The 26,295-nt window shown below is 75.4% G+C and carries 20 protein-coding genes and 1 riboswitch; of the genes, 5 read left to right on the top strand and 15 right to left on the bottom strand.

Annotated elements, in window-relative coordinates; all coding sequences use genetic code 11:
- Window positions 1-9 precede the first annotated feature (9 nt).
- Window positions 10-684: a head GIN domain-containing protein gene (locus VFJ94_RS14125; protein ID WP_325004860.1), complete on the top strand. Its 675-nt coding sequence runs from the start codon at window positions 10-12 to the stop codon at window positions 682-684.
- On the opposite strand, the gene VFJ94_RS14120 is transcribed toward VFJ94_RS14125, so the two are convergent.
- The gene (locus VFJ94_RS14120) at window positions 681-3,245 is read right to left on the bottom strand and encodes an AMP-binding protein (protein WP_325004859.1); all 2,565 of its coding nucleotides are present in this window, start codon (window positions 3,243-3,245) and stop codon (window positions 681-683) included. The genes VFJ94_RS14125 and VFJ94_RS14120 overlap by 4 nt on opposite strands.
- Window positions 3,246-3,372: 127 nt before the next feature.
- Between VFJ94_RS14120 and VFJ94_RS14115 the strand changes: the two genes are divergently transcribed.
- From VFJ94_RS14115 to VFJ94_RS14105, 3 genes are read left to right on the top strand one after another with little or no spacing between them, the layout of a single operon-like run.
- Window positions 3,373-4,413 carry an iron ABC transporter substrate-binding protein gene (locus VFJ94_RS14115; RefSeq protein ID WP_325004858.1) on the top strand — a complete coding sequence of 347 codons (1,041 nt, stop codon included), beginning with the start codon at window positions 3,373-3,375 and terminating at the stop codon, window positions 4,411-4,413.
- A 1-nt stretch (window position 4,414) separates the two neighbouring features.
- Window positions 4,415-5,956 carry an iron ABC transporter permease gene (locus tag VFJ94_RS14110; protein WP_325004857.1) on the top strand — a complete coding sequence of 514 codons (1,542 nt, stop codon included), beginning with the start codon at window positions 4,415-4,417 and terminating at the stop codon, window positions 5,954-5,956.
- On the top strand, window positions 5,953-7,011 hold the full coding sequence (locus VFJ94_RS14105) for an ABC transporter ATP-binding protein (RefSeq protein WP_325004856.1): 1,059 nt from the start codon (window positions 5,953-5,955) through the stop codon (window positions 7,009-7,011). Before VFJ94_RS14110 ends, VFJ94_RS14105 begins: the two co-directional genes overlap by 4 nt.
- 9 nt (window positions 7,012-7,020) lie before the next feature.
- On the opposite strand, the gene VFJ94_RS14100 is transcribed toward VFJ94_RS14105, so the two are convergent.
- From VFJ94_RS14100 to cobN, 14 genes are all read right to left on the bottom strand, one after another.
- Window positions 7,021-7,842, bottom strand: coding sequence for an adenosylcobinamide-GDP ribazoletransferase (locus tag VFJ94_RS14100; protein ID WP_325004855.1), 822 nt, complete (start codon window positions 7,840-7,842; stop codon window positions 7,021-7,023).
- Window positions 7,839-8,417: a bifunctional adenosylcobinamide kinase/adenosylcobinamide-phosphate guanylyltransferase gene (locus VFJ94_RS14095; protein WP_325004854.1), complete on the bottom strand. Its 579-nt coding sequence runs from the start codon at window positions 8,415-8,417 to the stop codon at window positions 7,839-7,841. The genes VFJ94_RS14100 and VFJ94_RS14095 overlap by 4 nt, the downstream gene beginning before the upstream one ends.
- Window position 8,418: 1 nt before the next feature.
- A complete protein-coding gene (locus VFJ94_RS14090; RefSeq protein ID WP_325004853.1) occupies window positions 8,419-9,918 on the bottom strand; it encodes a cobyric acid synthase in 1,500 nt (499 codons plus the stop codon).
- Window positions 9,915-10,880 carry a cobalamin biosynthesis protein gene (locus VFJ94_RS14085; protein WP_325004852.1) on the bottom strand — a complete coding sequence of 322 codons (966 nt, stop codon included), beginning with the start codon at window positions 10,878-10,880 and terminating at the stop codon, window positions 9,915-9,917. Before VFJ94_RS14085 ends, VFJ94_RS14090 begins: the two co-directional genes overlap by 4 nt.
- Window positions 10,881-10,940: 60 nt before the next feature.
- Complete coding sequence (locus tag VFJ94_RS14080; RefSeq protein ID WP_325004851.1) at window positions 10,941-12,032, bottom strand: hypothetical protein; 1,092 nt, start codon at window positions 12,030-12,032, stop codon at window positions 10,941-10,943.
- A 92-nt stretch (window positions 12,033-12,124) separates the two neighbouring features.
- Window positions 12,125-13,240 carry a uroporphyrinogen-III C-methyltransferase gene (gene cobA / locus VFJ94_RS14075; protein ID WP_325004850.1) on the bottom strand — a complete coding sequence of 372 codons (1,116 nt, stop codon included), beginning with the start codon at window positions 13,238-13,240 and terminating at the stop codon, window positions 12,125-12,127.
- Window positions 13,237-14,976 carry a nicotinate-nucleotide--dimethylbenzimidazole phosphoribosyltransferase gene (gene cobT, locus VFJ94_RS14070; RefSeq protein WP_325004849.1) on the bottom strand — a complete coding sequence of 580 codons (1,740 nt, stop codon included), beginning with the start codon at window positions 14,974-14,976 and terminating at the stop codon, window positions 13,237-13,239. The genes cobA and cobT overlap by 4 nt, the downstream gene beginning before the upstream one ends.
- On the bottom strand, window positions 14,973-16,043 hold the full coding sequence (gene cobC / locus VFJ94_RS14065) for an Rv2231c family pyridoxal phosphate-dependent protein CobC (RefSeq protein WP_325004848.1): 1,071 nt from the start codon (window positions 16,041-16,043) through the stop codon (window positions 14,973-14,975). Before cobC ends, cobT begins: the two co-directional genes overlap by 4 nt.
- The gene (locus tag VFJ94_RS14060) at window positions 16,033-17,097 is read right to left on the bottom strand and encodes a HoxN/HupN/NixA family nickel/cobalt transporter (protein ID WP_325004847.1); all 1,065 of its coding nucleotides are present in this window, start codon (window positions 17,095-17,097) and stop codon (window positions 16,033-16,035) included. The genes cobC and VFJ94_RS14060 overlap by 11 nt, the downstream gene beginning before the upstream one ends.
- On the bottom strand, window positions 17,094-17,477 hold the full coding sequence (locus VFJ94_RS14055; protein WP_325004846.1) for a cobalamin biosynthesis protein: 384 nt from the start codon (window positions 17,475-17,477) through the stop codon (window positions 17,094-17,096). The genes VFJ94_RS14060 and VFJ94_RS14055 overlap by 4 nt, the downstream gene beginning before the upstream one ends.
- Entirely contained in the window at window positions 17,474-18,898 is a 1,425-nt protein-coding gene (locus VFJ94_RS14050; protein ID WP_325004845.1) for a cobyrinate a,c-diamide synthase, read from the bottom strand. The genes VFJ94_RS14055 and VFJ94_RS14050 overlap by 4 nt, the downstream gene beginning before the upstream one ends.
- Window positions 18,895-19,509 carry a cob(I)yrinic acid a,c-diamide adenosyltransferase gene (gene cobO, locus VFJ94_RS14045; RefSeq protein ID WP_325004844.1) on the bottom strand — a complete coding sequence of 205 codons (615 nt, stop codon included), beginning with the start codon at window positions 19,507-19,509 and terminating at the stop codon, window positions 18,895-18,897. Before cobO ends, VFJ94_RS14050 begins: the two co-directional genes overlap by 4 nt.
- On the bottom strand, window positions 19,509-21,557 hold the full coding sequence (locus VFJ94_RS14040) for a VWA domain-containing protein (RefSeq protein ID WP_325004843.1): 2,049 nt from the start codon (window positions 21,555-21,557) through the stop codon (window positions 19,509-19,511). Before VFJ94_RS14040 ends, cobO begins: the two co-directional genes overlap by 1 nt.
- Window positions 21,554-25,186, bottom strand: a complete 3,633-nt coding sequence (cobN, locus tag VFJ94_RS14035) for a cobaltochelatase subunit CobN (protein WP_325004842.1) — start codon at window positions 25,184-25,186, stop codon at window positions 21,554-21,556. Before cobN ends, VFJ94_RS14040 begins: the two co-directional genes overlap by 4 nt.
- Window positions 25,187-25,234: 48 nt before the next feature.
- A riboswitch (adenosylcobalamin (AdoCbl) riboswitch) is annotated at window positions 25,235-25,309 on the bottom strand.
- A gap of 97 nt (window positions 25,310-25,406) precedes the next feature.
- Between cobN and VFJ94_RS14030 the strand changes: the two genes are divergently transcribed.
- On the top strand, window positions 25,407-26,295 hold an 889-nt coding region (locus VFJ94_RS14030), incomplete at its 3' end, for a hypothetical protein (RefSeq protein WP_325004841.1).

Raw genomic sequence — 26,295 nt, 5'->3', positions numbered from 1 at the left:
TGCCGCGGTGTGGCGGCTCCCCGGAAGGCCGAGGCCCCACGCTGGGCGACCTCGCTCGTGGGCGCGCTCGTCGCCGCGGTCCTGGTCGCGTCGTGCTCGAGCACGATCGGCTCCGGGCGGGTCCTCACGGAGTCGCGCGAGGTGCGCGGGTTCTCGCGGGTCGAGCTGAGCGGCATCGGCGACGTGCGGGTCCGCCAAGGGGATTCCGAGTCGTTGTCGATCACCGCCGAGACCAACCTCCTGCCGCTGCTCACCAGCGACGTCTCCGACGGCACGCTCCGCCTCGAGACCCGGTCGGGGGCCGTGCTGCGTCCGACGCAGCCGATCACGTACGACGTGACGATGAAGGACCTCACCGGGGTGGCCGTCTCCGGGTCGGGGAGCGTGGCCGCGACAGCGGTCCGGACGCCGCGGCTCGAGGTGGAGATCAGCGGCTCCGGGACGGTCAGCGTGGACGGGGCAGTCGAGACCCAGGACGTGTCGGTCTCCGGCTCGGGCCGGTACGAGGGCGGGCGCCTGGCCTCGACGACCGCCTCGGTGCAGCTGTCCGGCAGCGGCAGCGCCGACCTGGCGGTCCGGGAGCGCCTGCGCGCCGAGGTCAGCGGGAGCGGCACCGTCACCTACTCCGGGGACCCCCGCGTCACCCAGGACATCTCCGGCTCGGGCAGCCTGCGGAAACGCTAGGGCCGGCGCATCGCCACCCGGCGGCATACCGCCCAGGACCGGGCAGAGAGGGCGCGCCCGAGCCTCGTCCACACCCACCAGTAGGCGATGCCCGCGAGGAGGGAGCCGGCCGTCGCGGGCAGCGGTGCGCCCCAGAGGCCCTCGAGGACCTGCCAGTGGATGACGTAGATGTAGAGCGAGCTCGCGGCGAGCACCCGCACCGCGGGCAGGAGGAGTGCCGGCACCCGGGAGACGGGCTTCCACACCACGAGGAGCACCACGGACAGCGAGAGCAGGTCGCGGGCCGGGTTGCCGGAGAAGGTCCCGACCGTCGCGACCGCGACGACGGTCACCACGACGCGGTGGCGGTGCGTGCTCGCGCGGGCGGCGGTCCAGCCGAGGAAGAAGAGGAAGAGCACGACGAGGGCGGAGCCCTGCATCCTCGGCGTCGGCAGCTCGAAGAGGTCGAGGCGGAGGGTGAACGACACCGTGGTGAGCGCCAGGGGCACGGCGAAGGGGAACCGGCGCTCGGCGCGGTTGAAGGGGGGGACGGCGCAGAGGCCCGCTGTGACCGCGAGGGCGAGGACCAGGGCCTCGATGAACCAGAACCGCCACGGAGGGCCGAGCTGCGCCTGCCCGAGCGCCCAGTTGAGCAGGAAGAGGTTGCGGGTCTCGTAGTAGCCACCGAGGAAGTGCGCCGCGGAGATGACGAGCAGGGCCGGGGCGGCGACGCGGGCGACCCCGCGCAGGGCCCGCGTGACCCTGGCCCGGGCACCCGGGTGGGCCAGCTGGAAGCGGACGAGGTGGTATCCCGCGAGGACGAGCAGGGCGTGCGCCGTGCCCTGCAGGGAGAAGACGCCGGCATGGGTGCCGACGATGAGGACGATGGCCAGCGCCCGCAGCCAGATCCCGGTCTCGACGGTATGCCGTGCGCGCCACCCTGCCTGCCACCCCGCCCGCTCCTCGTGCGCGGGAGGCGGTACCTCTCGCTCGAGCTCCTCCACGGTCGCGAGGTGCCAGGACGGGGGCAGCCGTCCCAGCCGCTCCTCGAGCCGGATGGAGACCTCGACGTAGGAGAGCGAGTCACCGCCGAGCGAGACGAACGTCGACCCCGGCCCCACGTCCGCCCGGCCGAGCAGCGCGGCATACAGCTGCGCCACGGAGCCCGCGGCGCCGGGGGCATCCGCGGCCTCGGCCGGCTGCGGGGCCAGCCGGGTGATGGCGCGGTAGTCGGGCTTGCCGGTGGGCAGCATCGGGTGCTCGTCGACCACGACGGCCCGGACGGCGTGGCGCGGGCAGGACGAGGCCGCGGCCACCCGGTCCCGGGCCTGGCGCGCCAGGCCCCGTGCGGGGGTCCGGGCACCCGGGCGCACGGTGGCGACGACCAGGCCGTCCTCGCCCGAGCACCGGACGTCGATGCCCTCGGCCCGCACCGTGCCTTCCACCATGTCGAGGTCGATGCGGTGGCCGAGCACCTTGACGAAGCGGGCACGCCGTCCGAGGACCTCGTAGAGCCCGTCGTCGGTCCGCCGGCCGAGGTCACCGGTCCGCAGGCTCTGCACGGTCCGCCCGGACGCGAGGTCGGCGGCCGAGGTGGCGTAGCCGAGCATGACGTTGGGTCCGCGGTAGACGAGCTCGCCGTCCTCGACGGCCAGGTCGCCACCCGGCACCGGCACGCCGACCGACTCCGGGTGCTCCAGGGCCAGGTCCGGCGGGAGGTAGGCCATCCGGGCGGTCGCCTCCGTCTGGCCGTACATCACGAAGAGGTCCCAGCCACGCCGCCGTCCGACGCCGGCCCAGTGCCGGACCCGACCGGCGTCCATGCGCCCGCCCGCCTGGGTCACGTAGCGCAGCCGCGGCAGGTCCATCCGCTCGAAGCCCACCCGCTCGAGCAGCTCGAAGGTGTGCGGGACCCCGGCGAAGGTCGAGGCACCCGCCTCGCGGAAGAGCGTCCAGAAGCACTCGTCGACGACGGACAGCTCGGTCAGGAGCAGCGACGCACCCCGGCTGAGGTGGCTGTGCAGGACGGACAGGCCGTAGCAGTATCCGAGCGGGAGCGTCGTGGCCGCACGGTCGCTGTCGCGGATGGCGAGGTACTGCGCGATCTGGTCGGCGTTGGCGGCGAGGTTGGACCACGAGAGGCGCACGAGCTTGCCCGACCCCGTGGACCCGCTCGTGCTGAGCAGCAGGGCGAGCTCGGGGTGCAGCTCGTGCCGGGAGCGGACCCGCAGGACCTCCGGGGTGCCGTCGGCGCCGACGACCACATCCGGGTCGTAGACGCGACGCAGTGCCGCGGTCAGGGCGACCGAACGCTCGTCGACGAGGGCCACGACATGTCCTGCCGTGAGCGCGCCGAGATAGGCCACGACCGTCTCGACCCGGTTGCGCGCCTCGACGAGCACGAGCCGCCGGTCACCGGCGAGCCGCCCGGCGAAGGCGTCGACCCGAGCGGCGAGGGCCCGGTAGGTGACCGTCGCCTCGCCCGTGACGAGGGCGGGCCGGTCCCCGTGCTGGGCGAGGTCGTGCAGCCACGGCAGCGGGACCACGGGGGTGGTGGGGCGGTCGATCGGCGGACTCGTCACGGGCGTAGTCAATAAGGTAAGCCTAACCAAATGCAAGCGGCGGGGGGCCGATTCGGCTCCGGGAGCCTGGTTGGGTAGCCTGACCCCGACTTAGGTTTGCCTTGCCTACTGCCCAGGGAGTCTCCTCGTGACGTCCAGACGCTCCGCGCTCACCGTGCTCACCGCGGCGGCGGGCATCCTCGTGACGCTGACCCTCTCCGCGTGCGGAGGAAGCCTCAAGGCCGCGGAGACGCTCGACCCCGACAAGCTGACGATCTACAGCGCGCAGCACGAGAACCTCACCGAGGCGTGGGCGCGGGCCTTCTCGGACAAGACCGGCGTCGAGGTCCAGATCCGCTACGGCAGCGACTCGGCCATGGGCGCCCAGCTCGTGCAGGAGGGTGCCACGTCCCCGGCGGACGTCTTCCTCACCGAGAACTCGCCGGCCATGACGACCGTGCAGAACGCCGGGCTGCTCGCCACCCTCGACCCGGCGACCATCGCCCAGGTGCGCCCCGGGTACGCGCCGTCGACGAAGGCATGGGTGGGCATCGCCGCCCGCTCCACGGTGCTCGTCTACAACCCGAGCGTCATCTCGGAGTCGCAGCTGCCCCGCTCGATCCTCGACCTCGCGGACCCGAAGTGGTCCGGCCGCTGGGGCGCCGCGGCGAGCGGCGCCGACTTCCAGGCGATCGTGTCCGCGGTGCTCGCGACGCGCGGGGAGGACACGACCCGCACGTGGCTCGCCGGGCTCAAGTCCGGCGCCAAGATCTACCAGAACAACATCGCCGTCATGAAGGCGGTCAACTCCGGTCAGGTGCCCGTCGGCATCATGTACCACTACTACTGGTATCGCGACCAGGCGCAGAGCAAGGCCGGCAGCGAGCACACCCGCCTGCACTACTTCCGGGGCCAGGACCCCGGCGCGTTCGTCAGCCTCTCCGGAGGGGGCGTGCTGAAGTCGAGCAAGCGGGCGGCGCAGGCGGGGCGGTTCCTCGCCTTCGTGACGAGCAGGGAGGGTCAGGAGCTGCTCGCCGGCAGCGACGCCAAGGAGTATGCCGTCGGCGTCGGCGTCCGCTCCGACCCCGCGCTCGAGCCCCTGGAGTCCCTGCAGGCGCCGGACATCGACCCCTTCACGCTCAACGGCCCCCGGGTCATCGAGCTCATGACCGAGGCGGGCGTCCTCTAGCGTGGGCCGTCCTGCCCGTGACGCCCCGCGCTCGGCGCCGGCCCCGCTCCGCGCCGCCGCCCTCCTCGTCGCGGCGCTCTGCACGCTGCCCCTGGTCGTCGTGGTGGTGGGCGCCGCCGACGCCGGGGCCGCCCAGGTCGCGCAGGTCCTGTGGCGGCCGCGGGTGGCGGAGCTGCTGGCCAACAGCACCGCCCTCGTGGTGCTCACCGTCGCGGTCACGACGGCGGTCGGGGTCGGGGCGGCCTGGCTGGTCGAGCGCACGACCCTTGCGGCCGCCGGCTTCTGGCGGGTCGCCCTCGTCTGCCCGCTCGCTGTCCCCGCGTTCGTCAACAGCTACGCCTGGATCTCCGTGTGGCCGCAGCTGGAGGGGCTCGCCGGTGCGGTGGTGGTCACCTCGCTGTCCTACTTCCCCTTCGTCTTCCTGCCCGTCTCCGCCGTCCTGCGCGGACTCGACCCGGGGCTGGAGGACACCGCCCGGGCGCTGGGGCTCGGCCCGTGGCGGGCGTTCGGCCGGGCGGTCCTGCCGCAGCTGCGCCCCGCCGTCCTCGGCGGCATGCTGCTCGTGGCCCTGCACCTGCTCTCGGAGTTCGGCGTGCTCGCCATGCTGCGCTTTCCCACGTTCACCACCGCCATCCTCGAGCAGTACCAGGTGGCGTTCAACAGCACCGCCGGAAGCCTGCTGGCCTGCCTGCTGATGACCATCGCCCTGGGCCTGCTCACCGCCGAGCTGCTCCTGCGCGGCACGGCCCGCCACGCCCGCGTCGCGCGCGGGTCCGCCCGGCGCCAGGTCCTCGCGCCGCTCGGTCGCACCGCCCCCCTCGCCGTGGCGGCCCTCGCCGCTCTCACGCTCCTCTCGCTCGGGGTGCCGGCGGTCAGCCTCGCGCGCTGGCTGCTCGCCGGCGGGGCCGACGCGGAGGCCGCCTCGCTCGCGCGCACGCTGTGGGGCACGGTCCGCCTCGGCCTCGTGGCGGCGCTGCTCGCCACGGTGGCGGCGTTTCCCATCGCCTGGCTCGTGGCGCGCTCGCGCACGTGGCTGGCCGTCGCGGCGGAGCGAGCCATCTATGTCGCGTCGTCGCTGCCCGGCGTGGTCGTCGCGCTGGCGCTGGTGACCCTCGCGGTCCGCTTCGCGCGGCCGCTCTACCAGACGAGCGTCGTGCTCGTCATCGCCTACACAGTCCTCTTCCTCCCCCGCGCGACGGTGGCCATCCGCGCGGCCATCGCCCATGCACCTCCCGAGCTCGCCGAGACCGCCCGGTCCCTCGGCGACGGGCCGCTGCGCACGTTCGTGCGGGTGCAGCTGCCCCTGACTCTGCGGGGAGTTCTGGCCGGTTTCGCGCTCGTCTTCATCGCCGTCGCCACCGAGCTCACCGCTACCCTGCTGCTGGCGCCGACGGGGACCGAGACGCTCGCCACGGCGTTCTGGAGCGCGAGCGAGTCGCTCGACTACGCGGGGGCGGCGCCGTATGCCGCCGCCATGGTCCTCGTCTCCGCTCCCGTGACCTACCTGCTGCTGCGCCGTGGCGAGGAGGAACAGCTGCCGTGACGTCCCTGCGCATCTCCGGCATCTCCGTGTCCCACCGGGGCGAGCCCGTCCTGCGCGGCATCGACCTCGACGTCGCCGCCGGCTCGACCACCGCGATCCTCGGCCCGTCGGGGTGCGGCAAGACGACCCTGCTCCGCGTCGTCGCCGGCTTCCAGAGGCCCGACGCCGGTCGGGTGGAGATCGGTGGCCGCACGGTCGTGGACGCCGGCGTGTGGGTCGCGCCCGAGCGCCGGGGCCTTGGCTACGTCGCCCAGGAGGGCAACCTCTTCCCCCACCTCAGCGCCGCGGAGAACGTCGTCTACGGCCTGGCCCGTCGCGAGCGCCGGGCGCGCGCCCGGGTGGGCGAGCTGCTCGAGCTGGTCGGCCTGCGCCCCGAGCTCGCGGAGCGCCACCCCGACCAGCTGTCCGGCGGCCAGCAGCAACGGGTCGCCCTCGCCCGGGCCCTGGCCCGTCGACCGGCCGTCGTGCTCCTCGACGAGCCCTTCTCCTCCCTCGACGCCGGCCTGCGTGCGTCCACGCGGGACGCGGTCGCGACCGCCCTGGCCCACGAGGGCGTGACCGTCGTCCTGGTGACCCACGACCAGGCGGAGGCGCTCTCCTTCGCCGACCAGGTCGCCATCATGCACGAGGGGCGCTTCTCCCAGGTGGGTCCGCCGACCCACGTCTACGAGGCGCCCGCCGACCCGCAGTCGGCCTCCTTCCTCGGAGACACCGTCTTCCTTCCCGGGCGGCTCGAGGGCGGCGCGGTGAGCTGCGCCCTGGGGCGGCTCCCGGTGCACCGGCCCGCCCACGGCGTCGGACCGGTCGACGTCCTCATCCGCCCGGAGCAGGTCCGCCTCGTCGACGTCTCCGAGGGCCGCTCCGCGCGGGTGACGTCGGTGGCCTACTTCGGGCACGACGCCCTCGTCTCGCTCGCACTCACCGACGGCGGGCAGGCCCCTGCCCTCGGCGAGGTCGGTCTCAGCGCTCGGGTCGTCGGGACCGAGGCGCCACCGGTCGGGACCGTCGTCGGCGTCGCGGTCTCGAGCCGGGTGCGCACCTTCCCGAGCGGGTGACCGGCTGGGTCAGCGCTGCAGGAGGGCGGCCACGACGAGGGCAGCCGTCAGGCCGACCTCGACGCCGGCGCCCAGCACGTCGCCGGTGATGCCGCCCAGCCGCCGGACGCAGCGCCGCCGCAGCGCGAGCGCGGCGAGCAGTCCTGCCGCCCCGGTGAGCACCGCCCCCAAGGACGCCCAGCCGGCGGCCGCACCGAGCACCGCGGCGGCCGCCGCAGCGACGGCTGCCGAGCCGAGCAGCAGGACGAGGATCGCCAGCCCGCAGGAGACCCTCCCGACGGAACCGGCGACGAGGGCACCCAGGCCGTGCGGCTGGGCAGCGGGAACTCCTTGCCGGCACGACCACGCCAACGTCGACCGGGACGCGAGCAGGGCCACGCCGGCGAGCACCGCCCCGGGGCCGGTCGGCAGGAGCACCGACAGTGCGGACACCTGCAGCAGCAGGGCGAGCACCACGGACGCCACCCCGGAGGGGCCGACATCCGAGGCCTTCATCGCCCGCAGCGACGTGGCGGCGTCATACCCGGCCGAGAGCCCGTCCGCGGTGTCCGCGAGGCCGTCGAGGTGCATGCCCCGGGTGTAGAGCACCCCGGCCGTCACGACGAGCCCGGACAGCAGGAGCGCAGAGGTGCCGGCCCGGACCGCGGCGTGCCCGACCCAGAGCAGCCCCAGCAGCGGCCCTGCCGTGATCGGCGCCAGGAGCATGGCCGCGCCCGCCGAGCGCCGGTCGACGGCGGGGAGCCGACCCACCCGGACCGCGGTGAGCAGGCCGAACGCGAGCCGCAGGCCGTTGCCACCGGGCGTGTCTCGATCCGACGGGCGTGCGGTCACGGCAGGACGACGGCCGCGCCACTGAGGTCGAGGACCCGGCCCGCGACGACGAGGGCGACCTGGTCGCTCATGGCCGCGATCGTCGCGTTGAGCCGGCCGAGCTCGTCGCGGAAGAGGCGCCCGGAGGCGACCGGCGGCACGACCCCGAGGCCGACCTCGTTGGTGACGGCGACCACGTCGGTCGGGGCCTCTCGCCAGGCGTCGGCGAGCTCCCGGGTCGCCCGTTCGACGGCCCGGGACGTCTCCTGCGGGGTGTCCCACCCGCCGATGCCGTCGATGAGCCGGGTCAGCCACATGCCGAGGCAGTCCACCAGCAGCGGAGTGCTCGCCTCCCGGATGACCGAGGCGACGTCGGCGGTCTCGACCGTCAGCCATCCCGCCGGTCGTCGGGAGCGGTGCCGCCCCACGCGGGCCGCCCACTCGTGGTCGGCGCCGGCGGCCGGGTAGCCGGGGGCGACGTAGGTGACGACCGGATGAGCGCTGAGCAGCTGCTCGGCATACCGGCTCTTGCCGCTGCGGACGCCGCCGAGGACCAGCGTCGTGGTCATGGCGCCGGGCGGGGTCGGCGAGTCCACCTCATGACGGCACCGTAGACCCCGGGCCGTCGACCATCGCGAGCAACGCGGCGGTGTCCAGGTGCTCCTCGACCGCGTCCGCCAGCCGGTCGAGCATCGCCTCGCGGCGCTGGGCGAATCCGGGGGCGCCGGGCGCCGGGGTCCACGACGACCCGGCCGCGGCTGCGACGCGGGCGAGGAAGGCCCTGCGGAACCCGTCGTTCTCGAAGGCGCCGTGCCACGTCGTCCCGTAGACGACGCCGTCCTCGAGCCCGTCGAGGAAGGGCCGCGCGCCGTTCGGGTCGCGCCACGCCGCGACCCCGTGGTGGATCTCGTATGCCGTGACCACCTCACCGCACCACGAGCCCGTCGGGGTGCCGAGGCGCTTGTCGCGGTGGAAGCGGACGGTCGTCGGCAGCAGGCCGAGACCGCTGCGCCACTGCGGGGTCGGGGCCTCGACGCCCAGGTCGTCGACGAGGTCGCGGGCGAGCATCTGGTAGCCGCCGCAGATGCCGAGCACCGGCCTCGAGCCGGCGGCCCGGGCGGCGAGCGCCGCGTCGATCCGGCGGGAGCGCAGCCAGGCGAGGTCGGAGAGGGTGGCCCGGCTTCCGGGCAGCACCGCGAGGTCTGCCCCCTCCACCACCAACGGGTCCGCGGTGAGGTGCACCCGCACGCCCGGCTCGGCGGCGAGGGCGTCGACATCGGTGGCGTTGGAGATGCGCGGCAGGCGCACGACCGCGACGTCGAGGGTCCCCGAGCCGGGCGGCTCGTCGGTGGAGCGCGCGGCCTCCCGCCACCCCGCGAGCGCCAGGGCGTCCTCGGAGTCCAGCCACACGTCGGGGAGGAAGGGCAGCACGCCGAGCACCGGACGACGCGTGCGCTCCTCGAGCATGGTCAGCCCCGGACGCAGCAGGTCGAGGTCCCCGCGGAACTTGTTGACGACCCAGCCACGCACGTGGGCCTGGTCCTCGGCGGAGAGCAGCGCCAGGGTGCCGTACATCGCCGCCAGCACGCCCCCGCGGTCGATGTCGCCGACGACGACCACGGGGAGGTCGACCGCCCGGGCCAGCCCCATGTTGACGTAGTCGCCCTCGCGCAGGTTGATCTCGGCCGGGCTGCCCGCACCCTCGGCGATGACGACGTCGTAGCGGCTCGACAGGTCGCCGAAGGCGGCGAAGGCCGCGGCCGCGAGGGCCCGGCGACCGGTCGCCCACTCCCCCGCCTCCAGCTCCCCCCACGGGCGGCCCAGCAGCACGACGTGCGAGCGCCGGTCCGACCCGGGCTTGAGCAGGACGGGGTTCATCGCGGCCTCGGGCGGCACGCCGCAGGCGACGGCCTGCAGCCACTGGGCCCGGCCGATCTCGGCGCCGTCTGGGCACACCATGGAGTTGTTGGACATGTTCTGCGCCTTGAAGGGAGCGACCGAGACGCCGGATCGGGCGAGCCACCGGCACAGGCCGGCCGTGACGAGGCTCTTGCCGGCATCCGACGTCGTGCCGGCCACGAGCAGCCCCCGCGTCATCGGGCGCCCACCCGCCGCCGGCCCGGCCACCGGGTCGCGAGCACCGACGCCGCCGCGAGGGCGGCGCTGCCGGCCCCCACGAGTCGGGAGAGGCTCGACGCCCGCGCGAGGTCGTGCGCGGTCGCCGTCCGTCCTCCGTCGAGGACCCCCCGGTCCTCGCGGTGACCGGCATACACGCTCGCCCCACCGAGCCGGACGCCGAGCGCCCCGGCGAACGCGGCCTCCACGCGGCCGGCGTTGGGGCTCGGGTGCGCCGGGGCGTCCCGGAGCCAGACCGTCCACGCCGCCCGTCGCACGCCCCCGACCACCGGCGCGGCCAGCACGCACAGGGCCGCGGCCACCCGGGCGGGCACCCAGTTGGCGACGTCGTCGAGCCGGGCGCAGGCCCAGCCGAAGTTGGCGTACCGCGAGGTGCGGTAGCCCACCATGGCGTCCAGGGTGTTGACGGCCCGGTAGCCCAGCAGGCCCGGCACTCCCGCGACGGCACCCCACAGGAGCGGCGCGACGACCGCGTCGGACGTGTTCTCGGCCACCGACTCCAGCGCCGCACGGGCGAGGTCGTCGGCGCCGAGCGCGGACGCGTCACGGGAGCAGAGGTGGGACAGGCGCCGCCGCGCCCTCGCCACGTCGTCCGTGGCGAGGAGAGCACGCATCGCCTCGGCCTCCACGACCAGGCTCCGGCCGCCGAGGACCGTCCACGTCGCGACGGCGGCCAGCACGGTCTGGGCCCACGGCGACCTGCGGACCGCGCGCTGGGCCACGGCGCCGAGGGCCGCCGTCCCGCCGACGAGCAGGATGGCGTGGCCCGTCCCGCGAAGTCGACTGTCCCCGTAGGTCACTCGTTCGCAGGACCGAGCCAGCCGGCCGAAGGCCGCGACCGGGTGGCCACGGCGTGGGTCGCCGAGGAGCGCGTCCGCGGCATACCCGAGGAGCAGTCCGGCCGCGCGGGCACTGCGCGCCATCAAGGTCCTTCCTCTGGAGGTCGCGGTGGTGTCACGGGGGCAACGCTAGGCCGTCGCCGGTCAGGGGACGTAGCCGACCGACCACCTGACGTCCACGCCGTAGTGGAAGTCGTCTCCGGTGGTCGTCGGGGGGCAGTCCAGAAACAGCGGCGCGTTGGAGACGCTCTCGAGGTTCTTGCCGGCCGGCAGCGGCAGCCGCACCCCGAAGTTGCCTGCCCCTTCGTCGGATTCGAGGAACCCGTCCTCCTCGGTGCCCCACGAGGCGACCCACACCTCCTGCTCCTCCACGTGCACGGTGGTCGGCGCGCCCACGTGGGCGAAGCCCAGGGAGTAGGGGCGGTCCGTCTCGCCCCAGTCGTCGATGTCGGCCGTGGGCCGGTCGAAGTCCTGGATCACCTTGGGGCTCTGCGGGCTTCCGTGCATGACGCGGAAGGTGAAGTGCGCTTCTCCATGGGACGAGGAGTCGCCGTCGTTGAAGACGTGCAGCGTGGGGAACTCGACGGTGAGCTGGCGGCGCAGCGTGGTGAACTGGCGGGCCATCACCTCCCAGTTGCCGAAGGTGTCGGTGACGAGTGCCGTGAAGAAGTAGTGGTTGCCCGGCAGGAGCGGCCGCAGCTCGACCACGTGGTCGATGCCGAAACCCGCCGGGAAGGCCGGTCCGCCGTCGGCGCCGACCAGGTGCGGTATGCCGTTGGCGTCGAGGAGCGGCGGCGTGCGGCTGGCGCCGACGACGGCGAGGCTCGTCGCGACGTTGGTGTGGATGTGGTGCCCGTGCCACGTGCCCCCGGTCTCGCTGTTCTCGTCGGTGACCAGCGTGCGGTTCTCCGGCTCCTTCCACAGGCAGAAGACCTTGAGGAATGCCTCCGCCCGGGTCTGCACGACCTGGTCGTCGATCGGCACGCGGTCCCGCTGGAAGATCGCGACGTCGTGGATCTGTCCCGGCGTCAACGTGACGACGAACGTCCCCGTCCGATCGGCGGTCGGCTGGCCGGTGAGGACGAACGGGTTGGGGCTCGTCCAGCCTCCGCCGGGCGGCCGCAGCCACAGCACCTCGTCGTCGAGCTTGTCGTACGTGATCGTCGTCGACGCGTCGGGATCGCCCGCCTCCCGGTCGACGATGAGCGGGTTGGTCTGGGCCTCCAGCTTCGCCATGAGTCCTTCTCCCGTCTTGGCGCTCGCTCTGACCGGGCCAGGAGGCACCGGTGACCCAAAGAGGTCGCACGGCCGGCGGTGATACACGCGAATCACCTTGAGAGCGTGACGAAGGCGGCGGTCTGGCCGATGACGATGATGGCGGGCGGGCGCAGCCCTTCGGGCCGCCCCCTCTCGACGACCTCACCGACGGAGGTCAGCAGCGAGCGCTGGCTCGGCAGCCCCGCGTCCATCACGCCGGCGAGCGGAGTGGACCGGGACAGCCCGGCCGTGACGAGGGCGGCCGCGATGTCGGGCAACGTGTGCACGGCCATGAGCAGGACCAGGGTCGTCCCCGTCCGGGCCACGGCGTCCCAGTCCACGGTGCTCAGCGGGTCGCCCGGCGGCACGTGGCCGGACACGACCGTGAAGCCCTGGGACACGCCGCGGTGCGTCACCGGGATCCCGGCGAGGGCGGGGCCGGCGACGGCAGAGGTCACCCCCGGGATGACGTGCACCGGGACTCCCGCCTCGGCACAGGCCTGCGCCTCCTCCATGCCGCGACCGAACACGTAGGGATCCCCGCCCTTCAGCCGAACGACCCGGCGACCGGCGCGGGCGCGCTCGACGAGCACGGCGTTGATGTCCTCCTGGGCGGTCGAGCGGCCCCGGGGGATCTTCGAGACGTCCACGATCTCGGCGTCGGCGGCCACCGAGTCGAGCAGGGCGAGCGGCGCGAGGCGGTCGACGACGAGCACCTCGGCGGCCCGCACGGCCCGCGCGCCGGCGACCGTGACGAGGCCCTCGTCACCGGGCCCGCCGCCCACCAGGGTCACGCTGCCGGGCGCGAGGCCGGGCCACCCGTCGACCGGCGCGGTTGCCGCACCCACCTCGTCGAGCGCGCCGTGCCCCGGCGAGATCGCCCACCGGCCGGCGCTCTCCGCCTCCGCCACCACCCGCTCGTCGTCCTCGGCGTCGCCCGTGGCCGCGACGACGAGCCACGCGTCGTCGAGGTCACCCGGCCGCAGGGTCCGCGGGTGCCACGCCACCTCGCCTCGGGCCGCGAGGTCCTCCAGCGCCGCCTCCACGCGCGGGGCCACGATCTCGACGCGCGCGCGGGCACGCAGCAGCCGGGACACGCGGCGCAGCGCCGCCGGCCCGCCTCCGACGACCACCACCCGGCGCCCCGACAGGGGAAGGGTCAGCCGGACCTCCTGCCCGCCCCTCATGCCTTGCCGGTCACGCCCGCGGAGTCGAACGTCGCCATGTCGCGCAGGACGCGGGCCGCGGCCTGCACGGTCGGGACCGCGAGGAGGGCTCCGGAGCCCTCGCCCAGCCGGAGACCCAGGTCGACGAGGGGCTCCAGCCCGAGTGCTGCGAGGGCGGCAGACGCGCCGGGCTCGGACGAGCGGTGACCCGCGATCCAGTAGTCGGCGGCCGTGGGGGCGACGGCACGAGCGACGAGTGCCGCGGAGCAGGCGATGAGCCCGTCCAGGACGACGGGCGTCCGCAGGGCGGCCGCCCCGAGCAGGAAGCCCACGATCGCCGCGTGCTCGAGCCCGCCGACGCAGGCCAGGGCTCCCAGCGGGTGCGCTGCGGTCGGCCGGTGGAGGTCGAGGGCGCGGCTCACGACGGACATCTTGTGCGCCAGGGTCGCGTCGTCGATCCCCGTGCCGCGGCCGGTCACCTCGTGCACGGGGCGGCCCGTGAACACCGCCACCAGCGCGGCGGAGGCGGTCGTGTTGGCGATGCCCATGTCACCGGCGACGAGGAGCCGGTTGCCCTGGGCGACGAGGTCGCGCGCCACGTCGATGCCGGTCTCGATGGCCTGCTGGGCCTCCTCGGCGGTCATGGCCGGCGCGGCCGTGAGGTCGGCGGTGCCACGACGGACCTTGCGCCGCACGAGACCTGGCGCGTCGCCGAGGTCGACCGCCACCCCGACGTCGACGACACTCACCTCGGCGCCGCACTGGCGCGCGAGCGCGTTGACCGCCGCGCCGCCGGCGAGGAAGTTGGCGACCATCTGACCGGTGACCTCCTGGGGCCAGGGCGACACGCCCTGCGCGTGGACGCCGTGGTCCGCCGCGAAGACGGCGACGGCCACCGGCTCGGGCAGCGGAGGCGGGCAGGCGGCATACATGGCACAGAGCCGGTTGCCGAGCTCCTCCAGCCTGCCGAGCGCCCCCGGCGGCTTGGTGAGCGAGCCCTGGCGCTGCTGCGCCTCGGCCAGCGCGGACGCCGAGACCGGCTCGATGGCCGACGTGGTCTCCTCCAGCACGGTCACAGGTTCTCCTCCGGGTCGGCGGCGCCGCCCCCAGGCGCCGTGGTGGACGGCCCAGCCGAGCGGCCGGGTCCGAGCCCACCCCGCGAGGGCGAGCTCGGGGGCAGGGGGGAAGTGGGCGACGTGGCCCACGCACAGGTAGGCGACGACCTCGACGTGGGCGGGCAGCCCGAGCAGGTCGGCGAGCTCGACGGGGTCGAAGAAGCTCACCCAGCCCACGCCCAGGCCCTCGGCGCGGGCAGCGAGCCACAGGTTCTGCACGGCCAGGGCGGCCGAGAAGGAGGCCATGCGCGGGTCCGCGTGCCGACCGAGCGTGAACGGCCCACCGCGGGTGGGGTCGCACGTCACCACGATGTTGAGGGGGGCCTCGAGGATGGCCTCGACCTTGAGCCCGTCGAACATCCGCGCCCGAGCCCCCGGCAGGCTCGCCGCGAACCGGTCGCGCTGGGCGGCGGCGAGCCGCTGGACGCTCCTGCGCTGCTCCTCGTCGGTCAGCAGCAGGAAGTCCCACGGCTGGCTGAGGCCCACGCTGGGGGCGCGGTGCGCCGCGGTCAGCACCCGGGTGAGGACCGGCTCGTCGACGGGCTGCGGGGTGAAGCCACGGCGGATGTCCCGGCGGTGTCGCAGGACGTCGTGCAGCGCCTGCCGGGCCGCCTCGGGGAACACGTGTGGTGGCAGCGTCATGTCGTCTCCTCCGGTCGGGTGGCCTGCCGCAGCCCGGCCAGGAGCCGGTCCAGGTCGCCGGGCCCACGTGCGGCGAACCGCAGCCACTGCGGCCCCAGCCCGGGGAACGTGTCGCCGCGGCGGACGGCGATCCCCTTGTCCCGCAGGCGTTCTCGCACCACGTGGCCCTGGGGGTGACGGGCCAGGACGAAGGGTGCCCGCGGCTCGCGCACCACGTGCAGCCCGGCGCGGGTCAGCCCGCCGGACAAGGCGTCGAGCCGTGCCGGGAGCGCCCGCCGGTGGTCGGCGGCGTGCCGCTGGCCGTCCTCGCCGGCGCAGGCGACCGCGGCCGCGCAGGCCAGGGAGCCGACCGCCCATCGCGGCTGCCGCCGGCGAAGGGCCCGCAGCACGTCCGGCCGGCCCACGACGTAGCCGACCCGCAGGCCGGGAATGGCGAAGGTCTTCGTCAGGCTGCGCACCACCGCCACGCCGTCGGCCCGCGCCGCGCGTGGCACCAGGCTGCTCACCGGCCGCTCGGGCGGCTCGACGGCATCCAGGAACGCCTCGTCGACGAGGAGCAGGCGCCCCGGGGCGCACAGCCTCAACAGGTCCGGCGCGGCGTGCACGCGGGAGGTGGGGTTGGTCGGGTTGCCCACGACGACGAGGTCCGCCAAGGGGTCGACGGCTGGCTTGCCGTGCATGGAGAAGCCGTCCGCGGGGTCGAGCAGGGCCCACTCGACGTCGTGGCCGTGGGCGCGCAGGGCGGCGTCCGGCTCGGTGAACTGAGGGTGCACCACGACGGGCCGGCGCCAGGGCAGGCCGGCGACCAGGGTGAACGCCTCGGCCGCGCCCGCGACGACGAGGACGCAGTCCTCCGGTATGCCGTGCAGCGCGGCCAGCGCCCGCCGGGCCGGCCGGGGGTCCGGGTAACGGCCGAGGCCGTCCACCGCAGCCCGGAGGCGGTCGGCGAGCCAGGCCGGGGGGCGGTGCGACGAGACGTTGACGGCGAAGTCGAGCAGCCCCTCGGCGGCCTCGTCGTCACCGTGGTGGAGCAGGTCGACCCCCGCGGGCGTCGTCTCAGCGCTCACGTGCGCTCCATCGCCAGACGCCGAACGCGGCGAGCCAGGTCAGCACGAAGGCCCCGGCGATGCCGTAGCCGAGCAGCTCGAAGTCGTCGCCCACCGCGGCCAGGGGCGCCAGCGCCTCGACGCCGCCGTAGTCGACGAGCGCCCCCGCCAGGTAGACCACGGCGACGAACCCGGCGATGAGCACGGTCATGGCCGTCGTGGCGATGTTGAACAGCAGGGTGCGCGCCGGCTCCCGATAGCTCCACGAGTAGATGCGCGTCATCACCAGCGAGTCTGCCGTGTCGAACATCGACATCCCGGCGGCGAAGAGCAGGGGCAGGCTGAGCACGGCCGTGAGCGGCAGCCGACCGCCCGCCGCCGACGAGGCGGACAGCGCGAGCAGGGTCACCTCACTGGCCGTCTCGAGACCCAGCCCCATGAGCAGCCCCACCGGGTACATGTGCCACGAGTGCTGGATGAGCCCCCGGATGCGGCCGCCCAGCAGCCGGTTCAGCACCCCGCGGGAGAGGAGCGCGTGCTCGACCTCGTCCGCGGCGTCCACGCCGGAGCGAAGGCGGCGCCACAGCCGCACGAGGGTGCCGAGCACGCGGGCGTTGAGGCTGGCCACCACGAGCAGGAAGAGCATGGCGACGACCACGGCGACGGCGCCGCCGATGCTGCGCAGGGAGTCGACCCCCGCCTGCGAGAGGCTTCCCGCCGCCGCGGCCACCACGAGCGCCAGCACGACGACCACCGTCGAGTGGCCCATGGCGAAGAAGAACCCCACCCCGACGGGCCGCCGGCCGCGCAGCAGCATGACGCGCGTGGTGTCGTCGATGGCGGCGATGTGGTCGGCGTCGAAGGCGTGGCGCATGCCGAGGACGTAGGCCAGCGCCCCGGCGCCCGCGACCCCGCCGGCGCCCGCGATGTCGCCCTGGTAGGCCAGGTAGAGGCTCACTCCGGCGACGTGCAGCGCCGTGACGACGCCGAGGATCGCGGTGAGCCGCACCCGCTCGGCAGGCGTCCACCGCCCTGCCGCGACTGCTCGCTCCGACACGGCGTCGTGGGTGCTCATCGGTCCTCCTCGGTGGTCTCGAGCCGGCCGACGGCCACGGTCCAGGCGGCGGAGCGCCGCTTGGAGGCGAGGAGCCGGGCCCCCACCGCCAGGACGGCTGCCTCGGCGACGCCCGATGCCGCCGTATGCCGCCGGACCAGCTCGCTCGGATGTGGGACGTCCTGCGCCGCCAGGGTGTGGGGGTCGACCGCGACCACGCGTGCGCCGAGCCGGCCGGCCACGTCGCGCACGCCCGGCTCGGCCGCTCGGCGGTCGAGCGTCGCCACGACGCTGACGTCACCGACCGCGAGGTCGAGCCCGACGAGGCACGTGCGCACCAGCGCGGCGAGCTCGTCGGCGTCGCCACCGGGGCGGCCGCCGACGCCGAGGACGACTCTCATGCGGCGGCCTCCCCTGCCGAGGCGGCGGCCGCCTCGACGAAGCGCCGGGCAAGGCGGGGGTGCCCAGCCCAGTGGACGTGCAGGTAGGAGGCGTGCAGGCGGTCCGTCGCGAAGCCCTCCCGGACGGTGGTGCCGTCGTGTGCCGTCCAGGCCCAGGGCGCCCCGGCGTCGAGGTGCTCCGCTGCCGGTGCGAGGGGGAGCGGCTCGATGACGGTGCGGTGGAACTCGTGGCCGGTGACGCGCTCACCGGCCCGCGTGAGCAGGGTGTCGACGGTCGCCACGGCGGCGCGGTAGCCCAGCGTGAGCCGTGGCCCCAGGGCCGCGGTGAACGGCAGCACCCCGCACATCGGCTCGCCCTGCAGCGCCCGGCCGAGGTAGAGCAGCCCCGCGCACTCGGCGGCGACGACGCCTCCGCGGCGCACCAGCGCCGTGACGCTGTCGCGCAGCGAGGCGTTGTGCGACAAGGCGTGGGCGTGGACCTCGGGGAAGCCGCCGCCGATGACCAGGCCGGCCGTCCCCGGCGGCAGCACCGGGTCACGCAGGGGGTCGAAGGCCACGACGTCGGCGCCGGCGGCCTCGAGCAGCTCGGTCGTCTCGGCATACCCGAAGGTGAAGGCCCGCCCGGCGGCGACAGCCACCCGGGGGCGGCCCGGCACCGGCTCCCCCACCGCCGCGGCGGCCGACCACGGCGCGGCGTCGAGACGGGGCGCCGACGCGGCGAGGCCGCGGAGCGCGTCGAGGTCGACGTGCGCCTGCACGAGCTCGGACAGGGCGCCCACCGCGTCGTCGGCCTCTGGTCGGCGCTCCGCCGCGGGGACGAGCCCGAGGTGCCGGCTCGGGACCACGACGTCGGGCCGGCGCGGCACGCAGCCGAGCACGGGCACCCCGGTCGCCGCGACGCCGTCGCGCGCCTCCTGCTCGTGGCGGGCCGAGGCGACGTTGTTGAGCACGACCCCGGCCACGCGCACCGCCTCGTCGAACCGGGAGAAGCCGTGCACGACGGCGCCCACGCTGCGTGCGGTGGCCGTGCAGTCGACGACGAGGACGACCGGTGCCTGCACGAGGCGGGCCACGTGGGCGGTCGAGCTGAACCCTGCCGAGCCGATCAGCCCGTCGAAGAGGCCCATCACGCCCTCGATGACGGCGATGGTCGCCGGCTCGGGCGTCAGCGCCGCGTGCGCGAGCAGGGGCGCGACCAGGTGCTCTCCCTGCAGGTACGGGTCGAGGTTGCGGCCGGGGCGGCCCGCGGCGAGCGCGTGGTAGCCCGGGTCGATGTAGTCGGGGCCCACCTTGTGCGGGGACACCACGTCGCCGCGGGCCCGCAGCGCGGCCATGATGCCGGTGGCGAGCATGGTCTTGCCGTGGCCGGACCCGGGCGCGGCGACGACCACCCGGGGCAGGGCGAGGCCCGGTCCGGTCACCACTCGATCCCCCGCTGCCCCTTCTGTCCCGAGTCCATCGGGTGCTTCACCTTGGTCATGTGCGTGACGAGGTCGGCCGCCTCCACGAGCGCCTCGGGCGCGTCGCGTCCCGTGATGACGACGTGCTGGTGCCCCGGCCGGTCGCGCAGCGTGGCGACGACCTCGTCGGTGTCGACCCAGCCCCACTTCAGGGGGTAGGTGAACTCGTCGAGGATGTAGAGGTCGTGGGCCCGGGCGGCGAGGCGTCGGGCGATCTCGCGCCAGCCCTGCAGGGCCGCCTCGGCGTGGTCCTGCTCGTCGCCCTGCTTGCGGGACCAGCTCCAGCCCTCGCCCATCTTGTGCCACTGCACCGGCCCGCCCTGGCCGGTCCGCTCGTGCAGGTCGCCCAGCGCCCGGAAGGCCGCCTCCTCGCCGACCCGCCACCGCGCGGACTTGACGAACTGGAACACGGCGAGGTCCCAGCCCTGGTTCCAGCCGCGCAGGCCGAGGCCGAAGGCCGCGGTCGACTTTCCCTTCATCTCGCCGGTGTGCACCATGAGCAGCGCCCGGTTGCGTCGCTGCCGGGTCGTGAGACCGTCCTCCGGCACGGCGACCGGCTGTCCCTGGGGCATCAGGCCACCCTCCTGCCCGTGGGCCGCCCGGGCCGGCGGCCGCGCACGGTGCCCGCGAGCCGCGCGGCGGCGACCTCCCCGAGGTCCAGGCAGTCGGCGCCCAGCGCCGCCGCGACGGCGCGGGCGAGCCCGAGCCGGACCGGGCCCGTGGCCTCGCAGTCGAGCACGACCCACTCCCCGTGGCCGAGCCGGGACCGCTCCGCCGTGGCCAGGGCCCGGCGCAGCGCGTCCGGCCCGCTCGTGGCGCGTCCGTCGGTGAGCAGCAGCACGAGCGGCCTGCGGTCGGGGTCCCTGGCCTGCTCGCGGGCGACGAGCTCACGGGCGGCGGCGAGGCCCTCCGCGAGCGGGGTGCGGCCCCCGGTCGGCACCTCGGCGAGCAGCCGCTCGGCGCGCTCCACGCTGGACGTCGGCGGCAGCACGACCCGGGCGGTGCGGCCGCCGAAGGCCACGACGGCGACCTTGTCGCGACGCTGGTAGGCGTCGAGGAGCAGCGACACGACGGCCGTCTTGACCTCCCGGACCCGCCGGGCGGCGCCCATCGAGCCCGACGTGTCGACGGCGAAGACGACGAGGTTGCCCTCCCGCCCGAGGCGCAGGCTGCGCCGCAGGTCGGCGCCGGTGAGGCGGACCGGCCCGGCGAGCCCCGGATTCCGCCCCGCCGCGGCCGCCTGCCGGCGCACCGAGGCGCGGACGCTGCCGACGACGGAGACACCCTGCCCCCGCGGGTCTCCCGGGAGGACGTCGCGGACGTGGCGGCCGACCGCGGTCACCGCCAGGGACCGGCGGCCCGCCACGCCCCGGCCCGCGCGCCGCACCTGCAGGAGCCGGGCGGCATACGGGTCCCCCGCTGCCTGACCGCGCGTCCGGGGTCCGGGCCCGGGACCGGGCTCCCCCGGCGGGGACTCGTCCTGCCCAGGCGCCTCCGCCTCCGACGGGCCGGCGTCGTCCTGCGCTGGCGTCCCCGTCTCCCGCCGGTCCGGCCCCTGCGGGCCGGGCCCGTCGGGCGGCTCGGGCTCGTCGTCGGGCGGCGCGTGCCGGTCGAGGACCTCCTCGAGGGAGCCGTCGCCGCCCTCGCCCTGGCTGTCGAAGGGGCTGCGGCGCCGGCGGTGCGGCAGGGCGAGGCGCGCCGCCGCGCGGACGTCCGCGGGCCCGACGACGTCCCGCCCCGACCACGCGGCGTGGGCGACGGCGGTCCGGGCCATGACGATGTCGCCGCGCAGACCGTCGAGGTCGTATGCCGCGCACACCTCGGCGATGCTCACGAGCGCCGAGTCGGGGAGCGTGACCTTGGCGACGTGCTCGCGCGCGTCGGCGATGCGCTGCGCCAGCGCGGCATCCGCGGCCGCGTGGTCCGCGGCGAAGGCCACCGGGTCCGCCTCGAAGGCGAGGCGCCGGCGCACCACCTCGACCCGCCGGCCGGGCTCACGGTCGGCCACGACGTCCACCGCCAGGCCGAAGCGGTCGAGCAGCTGCGGTCGCAGCTCGCCCTCCTCGGGGTTCATCGTGCCCACGAGCACGAAGGAGGCGGCGTGGCTGACCGAGACCGCCTCGCGCTCCACCTGCACCCGCCCCATCGCGGCGGCGTCGAGCAGGGTGTCGACGAGGTGGTCCGGCAGGAGGTTGACCTCGTCGACGTAGAGGATGCCGCGGTTGGCCTGGGCCAGCAGACCGGGGTCGAAGGCGACCTCGCCGTGGGCGACGAGCCGGTCGAGGTGGAGCGATCCGACGACCCGGTCCTCGCTGGCGCCGAGGGGCAGCTCGACGAGGCGGACGGGGCGGCGGGCGCCGGTCCCGTCGGCCGCTGCCGGGTGCGGCCCGTCGGGGCACGCGGCGTCCGGGGCGAGCGGGTCGCAGCTGAACCGGCACCCCGCGACCGTCTCGAGGGGGGGCAGCACCGCCGCCAGGGCGCGCACCATCGTCGACTTGGCGGTGCCCTTCTCTCCGCGCACGAGCACCCCGCCGATCCGGGGGTGGACCGCGCAGAGGCACAGCGCCAGGGCGAGGTCGTCCATGCCGACGACCGCCGAGAAGGGATAGGTCGTCGTCATCGGGAACCGCCCTCCAGCTCGCCCTCGGTGTCGAGATAGACCTCCTGCAGCCGGGCCACGAGGCCGGCTTCGGGGCGCTCCCACAGGCCGCGTGAGACGGCCTCGAGGAGGCGCTCGGCCATGCCGTGCAGCGCCCACGGGTTGCTGGCCTGCAGGAAGGCCCGGTTGGTCTCGTCGAGGACGTACTCCTCGGTGAGCCGCTCGTACATCCAGTCGTCCACCACCCCGGTGGTCGCGTCGTAGCCGAAGAGGTAGTCCACGGTGGCCGCCATCTCGAAGGCGCCCTTGTAGCCGTGGCGGCGCATCGCCTCCATCCAGCGCGGGTTGACGACCCGGGCCCGGAAGACCCGCGACGTCTCCTCGTGCAGGGAGCGGGTGCGCACCGTCTCGGGCCGGGTGCTGTCGCCGACGTAGGCGGCCGGCGCGGTGCCGGTGAGCGCGCGGACGGCGGCGACCATGCCGCCGTGGTACTGGAAGTAGTCGTCGGAGTCGGCGATGTCGTGCTCGCGGGTGTCGGTGTTCTTCGCCGCGACGGCGATGCGCCGGTATGCCGTCTCCATCTGCTCGCGGGCCGGGGACCCGTCGAGCCCGCGCCCGTAGGCATAGCCCCCCCACACGGAGTAGACCTCGGCGAGGTCGGCGTCGGTGCGCCAGTCCTTGGAGTCGATGAGCTGGAGCAGGCCGGCGCCGTAGGTCCCCGGCCGCGAGCCGAAGATCCTCGTCGTGGCCCGCCGCTCGTCGCCGTGCGACGCGAGGTCGGCCTGCACGTGGGCGCGCACGTGGTTGTCCCGCGGGTCCTCCTCGAGGCTCGCGGCGAGGCGCACCGCGTCGTCGAGCAGCGCCACGACGTGGGGGAAGGCGTCGCGGAAGAAGCCGGAGATGCGCAGCGTGACGTCGATCCTGGGGCGCCCGAGCTCCTGCAGCGGGAGCGGCTCGAGGCCGGTCACCCGGCGCGACGCCTCGTCCCACAGCGGCCGGATGCCGAGCAGCGCCAGCGCCTCCGCGATGTCGTCGCCCGCGGTGCGCATGGCCGAGGTGCCCCACATCGACAGGCCGACGGAGGCCGGCCACTCGCCGGTGTCGGCCCGGTGCCGCTGGAGCAGGGACTCGGCGAGCAGCTGCCCGGTCTCCCACGCCAGCTGGCTCGGGATGGCCTTCGGGTCGACGGAGTAGAAGTTGCGCCCGGTGGGCAGCACGCTGACGAGCCCCCTCAGCGGGGACCCGGAGGGCCCGGCCTCGACGAAGCCGCCCCGCAGCGCGCGCACCGTGTTGTCGATCTCCTGGCCGGTCGCCGCCAGGCGAGGTGCCACCTCACGGACGGCGAAGTCGAGCACCTGGCGCACCGCGTCCGCGCGCTCCGGCGGGACGAGGCTGACCGCCTTGTCGACCGCGCCGTCGTCCCACCCGCCCGCGTCCAGCGTCTCGACGAGCTCGCGGGCAGCATGCTCGGCGCGGTCGGCGCCGGCGCGGTCGGTGCCGGACTCGTCGTGCCCGAGCGCCTCTCGAAGCCCGAGCACGGGAGCGGCGCCGCCGAAGAGCTGCCGGGCCCGCAGCACCGCCAGCACGAGGTCGACCCGGGCGCCGCCGGTGGGCGCCTGGCCCAGGACGTGCAGGCCGTCGCGGATCTGGGCGTCCTTGATCTCGCAGAGCCAGCCGTCGATCCGCATGATCATGTCGTCGAAGCGCTCGTCGTCGGGCCGGTCGCGCAGGCCGAGGTCGCGGTCCATCCGCACGGCCTGCAGCAGCGTCCAGATCCGCGCCCGCACCGCCGGCAGCTTCGCCGGGTCGAGCGCCGCCACGCTCGCGTGCTCGTCGAGCAGCTGCTCGAGCCGGGCGATGTCGCCGTAGCTCTCGGCCCGGGCCATGGGCGGCACGAGGTGGTCGACGAGGACGGCGTGGGCGCGGCGCTTGGCCTGCGTGCCCTCCCCCGGGTCGTTGACGAGGAAGGGGTAGACGAGCGGCACGTTGCCCAGCACGGCGTCCGGGGCGCACTCGGCGGAGAGCCCCGCGTTCTTGCCGGGCAGCCACTCGAGGTTGCCGTGCTTGCCGAGGTGGACCATGGCCGTGGCGCCGAACCCGCCCTCCTCGCGTGGTGCCGCGATCCAGCGGTATGCCGCGAGGTAGTGGTGCGAGGGTGGCAGGTCCGGGTCGTGGTAGATGGCGATGGGGTTCTCGCCGAAGCCGCGGGGCGGCTGCACCAGGACGAGGAGGTTGCCCGCCCGCAGCGCGGCGAGGACGATGTCGCCGTCGGGGTTGGCGCTGCGGTCGACGAAGAGCTCGCCCGGGGGCGGTCCCCAGTGCCGCTCGATGTCGGCGCGCAGGGACTCGGGCAGCTCGGCATACCAGCGGCGGTAGTCGGCCGCCGGGATGCGCACCGGGTTGGCCTTCAGCTGCTCCTCGGTGAGCCAGCTCTCGTCGTAGCCACCGGCGTCGATGAGGGCGTGGATGAGGTCGTCCCCGTCGCCGCTGGCGAGCCCGGGCAGCGCGTGCGGCCCCTCCACCGGGCCGAGGTCCCAGCCCTCGTCGCGCAGCCGCCGGAGCAGCGCCACGGCGCTGGCGGCGGTGTCGAGGCCGACGGCGTTGCCGATGCGCGCGTGCTTCGTGGGGTAGGCGGAGAGCACGAGGGCGAGGCGGTGCTGGCCCGGTGCCACGTGCCGCAGCCGGGCCTGTGCGACGGCGAGCCCGGCGACGCGGTCGGCGCGCTCGGCGTCGGGCACGTAGGCCGGCAGCCCCTCGGCATCGATCTCCTTGAAGGAGAAGGGAACCGTGATGAGGCGACCGTCGAACTCGGGCACCGCCACCTGGGTGGCGGCGTCGAGGGGGCTCAGGCCCTCGCCGCTGGCGGCCCAGGCCGCGCGGCTGCCGGTCAGGCACAGCCCCTGCAGGACCGGTCGGTCCAGCCGGGCGAGGGCGCCGGCGTCCCAGGCGTCCTCGGCCCCCCCGGCGTGCGCGGCGGCGGGGACCGAGCCGCCGGCCGCGAGGACCGTGGTGACGATGGCGTCCGCCTCGGCGAGCGCCTCGAGCAGCTGCGGCTCGGCTGCCCGCAGGGACGCGCACCAGAGCGGCAGCGGCCGCCCGCCGGCCCGCTCGACGGCGTCGCAGAGCGCGTGGACGAAGGCGGTGTTGCCCGACAGGTGGTGGGCCCGGTAGTAGAGCACCGCCACCGCGGGCGCCTCGCGCGGCAGGGCCGACGCCGGCCGCTCGAGGCGCCCCCACGACGGCGCGGGCGCGGGCGGGTCGAAGCCCTCACCGGTGAGCAGCACGGTGTCGGAGAGGAAGCGCGCGAGCTGGGAGAGGTTTCCCGGGCCCCCGTGCGCCAGGTAGGCGTGCGCCTGCGCGGCGACCCCCGCGGGCACGGTGGACAGCGACATCAGCTCGGCATCGGGCGCCTGCTCCCCGGTGAGCACCACGACCGGACGGGGTCCGGCCAGCAGCGCCGCGAGTCCCTCGGGCCACGCCCGCCGGCCGCCGAGCAGTCTCACGACGACCAGGTCCGTGCCGTCGAGCAGCACCGGCAGGTCCTCCACGTCGACCCGGGTGGGGTTGGCGTAGCGCCAGGCGACGGGTCCGTGTGCCGACCGAGCGCTCAGCAGGTCGGTGTCGGATGTCGACAACAACGCCAGCGTCACGCTGCACCTCTTCCTGGGGTGACCGCGCCCCGGGCGAGCGAAGTGAGCGGGAGTTCCTGACTTCCACGGCGGGGCCGTGGTCACAGTGGCGGGACCGTGCCGGAGTCGAACCGGCTTCCTCCCCTGGTGCTCTCTCCGTGTGGAGTGACGTCCTCGTGGACGCCCCGGCGAGCATAGCGGCACCCCCGGCCGGGTCCGCAAGGTCGGTATGCTCCGCGGCGTGTCACCCGTCGAACCCCCTCGCCGCTCCTGCGACCGGCCTGCCGCCGACCCCGCCGGCCGTCTCCGGGGTGGACAGGACCGCTGCCCGGGCACCCTGCGGCTGCATCCCGCGGACGACGGCCACCTCGCGCGGGTGCGCGTCCCCGGGGGTCGGCTCACGGGCCAGCAGCTGGCCGAGATCGCCTCTGTCGCAACGGATCTCGGGGACGGGGCGCTGCACCTGACGTCTCGAGGGAACCTGCAGGTCCGGGGGCTGCCGGCGACGGCGGGGCAGGCCCTGGCCGACCGGCTCTTCCACGCGGGGCTGCTGCCGTCCGTCGAGCGTGACCGGGTCCGCAACGTGGTCGCGTCGCCGCTTGCCGGTCTCGACGGCACCGGCTGTGCGGACGTGGAGGGCGTCCTCGCGGACCTCGACCGTCTGCTCTGTGAGACGCCGGGCCTCGACCGGCTCTCGGGCCGGTTCCTCTTCGCGGTCGACGACGGGCGGGGGGACATGCTGGGCGCCGGTGCCGACCTCAGCGCGGTCGCCGAGCCCGGGAAGGGCTTCCGCCTCTGGGTCGGCGGCCGGGCATCAGCCCTCAGCGCCCCGGCCGCAGGGGCCGCCCGCCTGCTCGTCGAGGCCGCCGCGCGCTTCCTCGCGTGCGCCGAGCCCACGGGCGCCTGGCGCGTCGCGGAGCTGGACGCCCCGGAGCGGGTCGCACCGCTCGGCGCCAGCATCGCGCCCGCCGCGACGCCCGCCCCGGGCCGGCCCCCGCTCGGCACCGTGACCGGCACTGGCGCGCTCTGCGCCGTCCACGTCCTGCCGCCGCTGGGCTCGGCGAGGGCTGCCCAGTGGGCCGTCCTCGCCAGCCTCGCGGGGGGCCCCAGCGCGGCGCCGCCTCGGATCC

The sequence above is a fragment of the Intrasporangium sp. genome (genome assembly GCF_035688975.1).
GTDB lineage: Bacteria > Actinomycetota > Actinomycetes > Actinomycetales > Dermatophilaceae > CALMNV01.
Note: the sequence above shows the minus strand (reverse complement) of the source record. Positions and strands in the feature narration are given on the sequence as shown.

Coding starts and splice junctions, on each gene's coding strand:
- VFJ94_RS14090 (WP_325004853.1), bottom strand. CDS start 9,918: ATGACGCGGGGGCTGCTCGTGGCCGGCACGACGTCGGATGCCGGCAAG.
- VFJ94_RS14085 (WP_325004852.1), bottom strand. CDS start 10,880: ATGGCGCGCAGTGCCCGCGCGGCCGGACTGCTCCTCGGGTATGCCGCG.
- VFJ94_RS14080 (WP_325004851.1), bottom strand. CDS start 12,032: ATGGCGAAGCTGGAGGCCCAGACCAACCCGCTCATCGTCGACCGGGAG.
- cobA (WP_325004850.1), bottom strand. CDS start 13,240: ATGAGGGGCGGGCAGGAGGTCCGGCTGACCCTTCCCCTGTCGGGGCGC.
- cobT (WP_325004849.1), bottom strand. CDS start 14,976: ATGACGCTGCCACCACACGTGTTCCCCGAGGCGGCCCGGCAGGCGCTG.
- VFJ94_RS14060 (WP_325004847.1), bottom strand. CDS start 17,097: ATGAGCACCCACGACGCCGTGTCGGAGCGAGCAGTCGCGGCAGGGCGG.
- VFJ94_RS14055 (WP_325004846.1), bottom strand. CDS start 17,477: ATGAGAGTCGTCCTCGGCGTCGGCGGCCGCCCCGGTGGCGACGCCGAC.
- cobO (WP_325004844.1), bottom strand. CDS start 19,509: ATGCCCCAGGGACAGCCGGTCGCCGTGCCGGAGGACGGTCTCACGACC.
- VFJ94_RS14040 (WP_325004843.1), bottom strand. CDS start 21,557: ATGACGACGACCTATCCCTTCTCGGCGGTCGTCGGCATGGACGACCTC.